We start from the raw sequence: 8,461 nt of genomic DNA, 5'->3' as shown, positions 1-8,461 counted from the left end.
CCGGAGGGCAGGCCGCCGCCCGCCGCGGCCCCGCCCGGCCCACCCCTGGCGCCGCCGGCCGTGGCGGCCACCGCGGGACCGGAGATCGGGATGGAGCCGCTGTGCGGGTTCGCCGCGGTGGCAAGCGCATAGGCCGAGGTGCCCGCCGAGGCGCTGATCACGGTCGCTGCCGCGAGCACGGCGGTGATCCTGGTGAGCCGGGCGGCACCGGCCACCAGCGCGACGGCCACCAGCACGCTCGCCGGGAGGATGATCCAGCGCAGCACGGGCAGCCAGGACGCCACCCGGTCCAGCAGGACGAAGCCCCACAGCCCGGTCACCGCGATCATCGCGGCCAGGGTGGCGCGGTGCGAGATCCGCGCCCGTCCACGCCAGCACACGGTTCCACCGGACGCGACGAGCGCGGCGACGGCGGGGGCGAGGGCGACCGTGTAGTAGGGGTGGGTGATGCCGCTCATGAAGCTGAACACCAACCCGCTGACCAGCAGCCAACCGCCCCAGAGCACGAGCGCAGCCCGGGTCTGGTCGGTGCGCGGCGTCCGCCGGGTGAACCACAGGCCGGCCACGAGAACGATCAGCGCGGCGGGCAGCAGCCAAGAGATCTCCGCCCCCATGCTCGCCCCGAACAGCCGGGTGATGCCGGTGGCGCCACCGAAACCGTTGGTCATACCCCCGCCCACGCCACCACCGGCGGAGCCACCGAAGATGCGGCCGAGGCCGTTGTAGCCGATCGCGAGCTCCAGCAGGCTGTTGTTGGTGGAGCCGCCGATGTAGGGGCGTGACGAGGCCGGCCACAGCTCGACCAGGGCGAGGTACCAGCCGGCCGAGACGACGATCGCGGCCACGGCGCCGGCGAGGTGCGCGAGCCGTCGGCGCAGACCGGTCGGCGCGGCCGTCAGGTACCCCAGGCCGAGGGCCGGGACGACCAGGAACGCCTGCGCCATCTTGGTGAGGAAGCCGAAGCCCACGCAGGTGCCGGCCAGCAGCAGCCACCGCAGGCTCGCCCGTTCGGTGGCCCGGACCGTGCAGTAGGCGGCGGCGACGAGCAGCAGCACCAGCAGCGCGTCCGGGTTGTTGAACCGGAACATCAGCACCGCGACCGGGGTCAGCGCGAAGGCGCCGCCGGCGAGCAGGCCGGCGGCGGCACCGGAGATCCGGCGCACCGTGGCATACAGCAGCCCCACCGCGGCGACGCCCTCCAGCGCCTGCGGTGCCAGCACGGTCCAGCTCGAGAACCCGAAGGCCCGGGCGAACAGACCGGAGACCCACAGCGAGGCCGGCGGTTTATCGACCGTGATGGCGTTGCCGGAGTCCAGCGAGCCGAACAGCAGCGCCTTCCAGCTGTGCGTGGCCGCCTGGGTGGTGGCGGCGGCGTAGAAGCCGTTGCCGTAGCCGGACGCGCTGAGGTCCCACAGGTAGAGGACCGCAGTCGCCGCCAGCAGGGCCAGCAGCGACGGCCGGATCCACGCGGGGTCGCCGGCCGGGCCGCGTACCAGGCGGCCGATCCGGCCGCGGGGCCGGGAAGGCGGGGGCGGCCCGCGGGATGCCGCACGGGCACGTCCACACCGGGCACGTCCACACCGGGCACGTCCACACCGGGTGCGTTCACGAGGGGGGAAACGGTGGTCATCTCGAAGGCCGTCTCGGGACCGGGAAGTACGTCATGGGTAGACGATCGGTCCGGCGGCTTCGCGGATTCTGTGCCCTTACTGTGTGAATCCTGTGCGCTACGCGGATCCTGTGTCTTTACTGTGCGGGCCCCGTTCCCTGTGTTGTGCCTGTCCGGGGGCGGCATGCGCCGAGATGACTCTTACGTCACGGTAGAGTTGTCGGCGTGAGCGGATCGCGGTGGGCGTATCCCGACGGCCCCGCCGTCACCGACGGTCTGACCATCGGTGCCACGCGTGAGCATATCGCGGCGGCTCCAGCGGCGGATCTACCGGCGGCCGATCCGTACCCGTCCCGGTCCCGCGGCCGGATCAACGCGCTGTGGACGATCGTCGACCAGGTCGTGTCCAGTGGCACCAACGCGGCGATCAACTTCATAATCGCCCGCCGGGTCGACCCGACCGAGTTCGGTGCGTTCGCGATTGCCTACACGATCTTCGCGATCGTCGTCGGCCTGTCGCGCGCCGCTGCCACGGCGCCCCTGGGGATCAGCTACGCTGCCGCCGCCCCGGCCGCGTTCCGCGCCGCCGCTCGCGCCGCGTCCGGCCTGGCCCTGGTACTCGGTGCCGTCGTGGGCGCCGGCCTGATGGCGGTCGGTGGCGTCCTCGAGGGCGTGGTCGGGACGAACCTGATCGCGATGGGTGTGGTCATGCCGGCCCTGCTGGTGCAGGATGCCTGGCGCTACACGTCGTTCGCCCAGGGACGTCCCCTCCGCGCCGTCGTCAACGATCTCGTCTGGGCTGCCGGGATGGGCGTGGGCATCGTCCTGCTGGCCATCGGCGGGCCGGATGCGGCCGGCGGCGCGCCGGTGATGGTCCTCGTCTGGGGTGCCGCCGCGGCGCTGGCCGTGCTGGTCGGCATCGGGCAGCATCGGGTCTGGCCCGCCCCGGGGCGGGCGCTTGCCTGGTTCACTGGTCACCGCGAGACGACCGGCTTCATGACCGCCGAGTTCGTGACGGTCCAGGGGGCGCAGCAGACGTCGACTCTGATCATCGCCGCGGTCGGCTCGCCGGCGCTCGTCGGTGCTCTGCGCGGTCTGCAGACCCTGCTCGCCCCCACGACGAACCTGGCCGTCGCGTTGATGAGCTTCGCGATCCCCGAGTTCGCCCGCCGCAGGGGTGCCCCGGCCCGTCGGATCATCCGCGCCGCCTACGTCGTGTCCGCGCTGGTGGTCGCCTCCAGCGTGCTGTGGACCCTCATCTTCCTGATCCTCCCCGACGATTTCGGGACGGCCCTGCTGGGCGATACCTGGAGCCAGACCCATGAACTCCTTCTCCTCGCGATGATCGCGCAGGCCGGGCCGGCGCTGGCGGTAGGACCGGCCGCCGTGCTCTACGCCTTCGGCCGGACCAGACTCACCTTCTGGATCAATCTTTTCTTCACGCCCTTCCTGCTCGCCGGCCCGGTCACGGGCCTTCTCCTCGGCGGAGCCAAAGGGGTGATCATCGGTAACATCATTGTGTTCTGGGCGACGATCCCGCCCTGGATTTACCAGCTCCACAAGCAGGCCCACGCCGTCGACCGTGGGTGACCTCCCCGCCCGCGCGGATTCCCGAGCCCGGGCGTGGTACCCGGCGGCGGACGAAGGTGGGGGCCCGACCGGGGTCATTTCCCTGATCTTGGATCTGGCAGGCATGATGAGCGGGATCTGAACGGCCGGACCGCACCGGGCCGGCCGTGTGAGGCCCTGACCTTCCCCGGGAAGGTACATCGCGGGATCGAGGGGGAGTGGCGACCTATCTGCTCGGCCTTGGTTCCGCGGTGTGTTTCGCGGTGGCCGCGGTGATCCAGCAGCGGGTTGCCTTCCGGGCGCCGCCCGATGACGTCCTGCGGCTGCTGCTGTGGTTGGTGCGGCGACCGTGGTGGGATGTCGGGGTCGCCGTCGCGGTGATCGGCAATGTGCTGGCCGCGGCGGCGCTGAGCCGGGGCGCGGTGGCCCTCGTCGAATCCCTGCAGATCTGCCAGCTACTGTTCGCCCTGCCGTTCGCCGCCCTGCTGGCGCAGCGGGCGGTGCCGCGCCGCGACTGGGCGGCCGCGGCGACGGCCAGTGGCCTCGTGCTCTTCCTGATCGCCGGAGATCCGCATCCGGGCGATCCGGGGGCCGTCTCGACGTTCGGCTGGGTCCTCGCCGGCGCGGTGGTCGGCGGGCTGGTGTGCGGTGCGGTGTGGGGGACGCGGCGGCTCGCCGCTGCCCGGCGGGCCCCGATGCTGGCCACGGCCGTGGGCCTGCTGTCCGCGACGCAGGCCGCCCTGACCAGCAGCATCGGTCACCTGCTGACCACCCGCGGGATCGATGCGGTCCTGGTGTCCTGGCAGCCCCGGTCGGTCGTGGCCACGGCGATCGTCGGTGCGTTGCTGCTGCAGAGCGCCTACGAGATAGCCCCGCTGCCGGCGTCGCTGCCCGCCGCGGTGAGCAGCGAGCCGCTGGCCGGGGTGGTGCTCGGCCTGGCCGTGATGGTCACGGGTGTCCGTACGCTGGCGACGTCTCCGCTGATCACCGGGCAGATGTCGCGGCTGGTGGCGAGGCAGGCCCAGGGGCGGCTGTCCCGGCTGGAGGAACAGGTGCACCATGACCTGGAACGGCTGCGCGCCGACCTGCGCCGCAGCCGGCGGGCCGGCGTCCCGGGGCCGGCGTTGCAACGCGCGCGTCGCCGGCTGCGCCGGGACCTCGACCGCATCGGCGCGGAGCTGGCGAGCCTCGTGGACGAACGGCACCGGTTCGACGATCGGATGCGGCCGGTCGCCGGGCAGGTGGGCTCGAACGGGTCCCGATCGGGGGAGCGGGGCCTGCTGGGGGATGACGCCGTGCCGGAAAGGGAACTGCTCGCCGCGCGACGTGCTCTCGACACCCGGGCGGACGAGCTTCGCCGGCGGGCGGATCGACTGCGCGGTGAGGCCGGTGCCGTCCTGGCTCAGAGGAATCATGCGCGATAGTCAGTCGACCGGGACCTGCCCGCGGGCGTGGCCGGGAGCCGAGTATCACCAGCCTCGGCGAGTGAGTGCCAGCGGCGCGCGAGGGCGCGGCCGACCACGAAGATCAGCAGCCCGGTGAGCAGGTGCCAGACGAAGTGCGTGCCGATCGGGAAGGACCCGCAGGCCTCCTCGTCGATCGTGCGGGCGAGCGGGCCTGCCGCGAACACCCCGGCGGCCGTCGCGAAGTCCCGCCAGTACCTGGACCGGTCCTCATGATGTGACCCGTACAGTGCCACGGTCAGCCCGATCATGAGCAGCAACACCGGCACGTACGGTGCGGAACGGTTGGGGATCTGGCTGCCGAGGAGGGCGATGAACGCGGCGGTCACACAGGCGAACCCGGCCACGCCGGCCAGGCACCACGTCCAAGGCAGCCGGTAGAACCAACGCAGGAAACTTCCGACATAGATGAACACGAACAGGCCGATGGGCGCGATGTCCAGAACCTGGGCCCACCTGGTCGCCAGCGTGTGGAACGCGAAGCTGCCGACCCCGATCAGCACCGCGAGCGGCGGCATGAACGCGACGCTGGCCGGCACGCCGCTATGGCGCCGCAGGAGGCGCCATAGCGCGAACGCCGCGGCGAGATACGCGAGGTTACTCACCGCGTCGAGCGGCTCGGACCAGAAAGCCGTCGACGTCCGCTCGCAGTAGTTGTCCACGTGCTCGGTCCAGTTCATCGGCCTTCTCCTCACCGCCGGGTGGGTCGCGGGTATAGCTAGGCCTCGGTGGCAGCGACCGGGTGGGCGTCGCCAGCGGGGTGAGGGGCGGGGGCGCGGCTGCCCGCGTGCACCAGCAGGGCCGACGCGCCGAGGCCGACGGCCAAGATCGCCGCTGGCAGGTACAGGGAGTCGCCGAGTGCGGCCCCGAAGGCACCCCGAGCCGAGCTGGACAGCGTGCCGGTCACCGTGCCGCCGTCCACGATCTTGTTGGCGGCCAGGCCGCGCACGGACATCCGGATCGCGATGACGGCGCTGATCGCGGCGCTGCCCAGCACCGCGCCGAACTGCCGGACCGCGTTGTACGCCCCGGCCCCGGCGCCTGCCTGGTGCGGCGGCAGGTTGTGGGTGGCGGTCGCGGCGAGCGTTGGCCAGATGGCGGCGTTGGCTGTCCCGACCAGCCCGGCGCCCACCAGAAACACGGCGACCGGCGAGTCCGGCGTCATGAACATCGCGAAAATCATCAGCGTGACCGCGAACAGCGCGAAACCCGCCGAGGGGATCACCCGCGGATGGATCCGGTCCCCGAAGATCCCAATGATCGGCACGCACACCATCGCGAGGATCGCCATCGGCGCGACTACGAGCCCGGCGTCCGCACCGGACATCGCGCGCACCGATTCCAGATAGAAGTACAGCGGCACCAGCACCGCCGGGACGGCCGCGCCAGCCGCGGCGACGGCGACGTTCGAGAGCGCGAAGTTGCGGTCCCGGAAGATGCCCAGCGGCAGCAGCGGCTCACCGCCGGCGCCGCGGGCCTGGTGGGCGACGAACACCACCAGCACCGCGATACCGATGCCGATCATCGACCAGGTGAGCCCGTCCCAGTCCCGGTCGCCGCCCTCCTGGATGCCGAACACCAGCAGGAACAGGCCGACTCCACCGAGTACGACGCCAGGCAGGTCGAACCGGTGCCGGTGGGTCGGCAGCGCCGGAACGTAGCGGGCGGCCAGCACGAGCCCGGCCAGCCCAACCGGTACGTTGACCAAGAAGATCCACTCCCAGCCCAGCTGGTCCACCAGAACGCCCCCGAGCAGCGGCCCGACCGGGTTGGCGAGCCCCGCCACCGCTCTCCACAGGCTCATCGCCGCGTTGCGCCGTTCCGGCGGGAAGGTTCGAGTGATCATCGCCATCGTCTGCGGCGTCACCAGGGCGGCTCCCAGCCCCTGCACCACCCGCGCCGCGACCAGCAGACCGATCGACGGGGCGAGCCCACACAGCAGCGATGCCGCGGTAAACAGCGCGAGCCCACCGAGGTAGACGTTCTTCGGACCGTACCGGTCGCCGAGCCGACCGGCCGGCAGCAGGGTGACCGCGAAGGCGAGCAGGTAGCCGCTGGTCGCCCAGAGCACCTGCGAGATGTCGGCGTCCAGGCTGTCGGTGATGTTCGGGCTGGCGACGGCGACGATCGTCATGTCGAGGACGACCATGAAGTAGCCGACGACAAGCACCGTCAGGGCGCGCCACGGACTGCGTATGGTGCTCACGGATCCCGTCTCCCAGTTTGGCCGCTTGGCTCTCGTCAGCCTTACGGGTTCAGACGACGTGGCTCAGCACTCGCTTCATCAGGTAGGGAACCCGGCCCACACCGTGCACGGATTTCGTCAGCGGCGCCGCGGGCGACGTGCCGAGGTGGTGCTTGAGCACCGGTCCGAACAGGTACTGCCAGTACGGCCACCGGTGGTCGATCCGGCCCAGGCTCGCGCCGATGTCGATGACCATCACCTGCACGGTCTCCTTGCTGTACGGATGCGTCTTGGTGATGGGCAGCGGGCGGGCGCCGATCTTCTCGTACAGTGGCACCAGCTTCTCGATGGCATCGAGAAGCAGGTAGCGGCAGTCGAGGTTGAAGGCGAGCCGGGCCACCTCGCGGAACAGCGCCACCACCACCCCGCCGCCGCGGTAGTCCGGGTGCAACGCCAGCCGCGAGACCTCGATGAACCCGCCATTCCACACCCAGTCCGGCAGGCCGGTCGTCTCGGTCTCGATCTCGCTGAGCGCGCGGTTCCCGGAGTTGACCACGACCCGGCCGGCACTGAGCGCTTTGTCGCCGAGCAGGCACATGAAGTTCACCGAGTGCGGGTCGAGATCGTCGGCCACGACCTCACCGTCGATCATCCCGGTCAGCCGGCCGAACGTGCGGTTGCCGGCCAGCCGCACCTCCAGCGCGCGCAGGAAGGTCGACCGGTCGGAGACGGTCTGGATGGTCAGGAGCCTGGTCAGCCTGCCCGGTCGGACCCCGGCCGCGCCGAGCGCCTCGAAACCGAACCCGTCAACCGTGCCCACCAGGATCACCGCGGCGTCGCGCACCGAGGACCGGTCGACCAGCCGGAACGTGAACCGGTCACCGCCCGGCCCCGGCCGCCCGGCGGTCAGCTGCGCCCGCAGCCGCAGCGCCCCCGTCCAGGGCAGCCACAGGTCGGCGTGCACCAGCATCCCGGGTACCAGGCAGTGCGCGGGGCCGTCGGCGACGACGAACTCGCCGCCGCCCGCTGGCTCCATGCTCACACCTCGTAGTCGGTGCCCACGCCGTCGAAGCGCAGGCGGTCCTGGATGTGGACCCGGTTGTCGTTCTTGTCGAAACCGGTCAGCAGACCCGCCTCCATCAGCCGGATGACGATCTGGCTGCCCACATCCTGCCTTCCGGCGTCACCAAGCTGCCGGATCAGGGACCCGGTCCTTGAGGAGTTCCTCGAAGACGAGCCGGTGTTCTTCCTCCAACGGATATTTGATCATGTCCTGGCCCAGCTCGTTCCCGATCACCAGCTTGCGTTCCAGCCGGAAACTCAGCGGCTCGACCTTGTAGTACGGCCGCAGCAGGACCTCGTCGCCGTTCCAGCGCAGCCAGGTGATGCGGTTCAGCTGCTTGGTCAGGTGGGTGATCCAGCGGACCCGCGCGCCGTTGAGTTCGTCGTCGGTGAACTCGTCGCTGAGATCCATGCGCTTGTGCCGACCGATGGAGATCATCGTGGCGGCACGGTCCCGGAAGCCCGCGACCGACCGGGCTGTGTCGGTGTCGTCGTCGCCCGCGGCCAGCCGTTCGAACCATCGTTTGCGGTTCAGCCGGTCGTCGTCCGACTCGCTGATCCGGCGGCGCAGCC

6 protein-coding genes and 1 pseudogene are annotated in these 8,461 nt (G+C 71.1%); 2 read left to right on the top strand and 5 right to left on the bottom strand.

What is annotated here, in order from left to right; all coding sequences use genetic code 11:
* A partial coding sequence (locus AC08ON_RS09930) for a glycosyltransferase family 39 protein (RefSeq protein WP_476616827.1) occupies positions 1 to 1,256 on the bottom strand: 1,256 nt, incomplete at its 3' end.
* A 578-nt stretch (positions 1,257 to 1,834) separates the two neighbouring features.
* On the opposite strand from AC08ON_RS09930, the gene AC08ON_RS09925 reads away from it, so the two are divergent.
* Together AC08ON_RS09925 and AC08ON_RS09920 are read left to right on the top strand one after the other, a co-directional pair.
* Entirely contained in the window at positions 1,835 to 3,199 is a 1,365-nt protein-coding gene (locus tag AC08ON_RS09925; protein WP_476607564.1) for a hypothetical protein, read from the top strand.
* Positions 3,200 to 3,396: 197 nt separating this feature from the next.
* Positions 3,397 to 4,602 carry a DMT family transporter gene (locus tag AC08ON_RS09920; RefSeq protein ID WP_476607565.1) on the top strand — a complete coding sequence of 402 codons (1,206 nt, stop codon included), beginning with the start codon at positions 3,397 to 3,399 and terminating at the stop codon, positions 4,600 to 4,602.
* Here AC08ON_RS09920 and AC08ON_RS09915 read toward each other — a convergent pair.
* The 4 genes and pseudogenes from AC08ON_RS09915 to AC08ON_RS09900 form a co-directional block, all read right to left on the bottom strand.
* Positions 4,590 to 5,321 (bottom strand): ceramidase domain-containing protein, encoded by a 732-nt coding sequence (locus AC08ON_RS09915; protein WP_476607566.1) that lies wholly within the window; start codon positions 5,319 to 5,321, stop codon positions 4,590 to 4,592. The two genes, AC08ON_RS09920 and AC08ON_RS09915, sit on opposite strands and share 13 nt — an antisense overlap.
* 38 nt (positions 5,322 to 5,359) lie before the next feature.
* Positions 5,360 to 6,847 carry a DHA2 family efflux MFS transporter permease subunit gene (locus AC08ON_RS09910; RefSeq protein WP_476607567.1) on the bottom strand — a complete coding sequence of 496 codons (1,488 nt, stop codon included), beginning with the start codon at positions 6,845 to 6,847 and terminating at the stop codon, positions 5,360 to 5,362.
* A gap of 49 nt (positions 6,848 to 6,896) precedes the next feature.
* Positions 6,897 to 7,862, bottom strand: a complete 966-nt coding sequence (locus AC08ON_RS09905) for a GNAT family N-acetyltransferase (protein WP_476607568.1) — start codon at positions 7,860 to 7,862, stop codon at positions 6,897 to 6,899.
* 2 nt (positions 7,863 to 7,864) lie between these two features.
* Positions 7,865 to 8,300, bottom strand: a pseudogene (locus tag AC08ON_RS09900) (hypothetical protein).
* Positions 8,301 to 8,461 lie beyond the last annotated feature (161 nt).

Source organism: Frankia sp. CoWAU3, from assembly GCF_977971855.1.
This window is presented reverse-complemented; position numbering and strand designations above follow the sequence as displayed.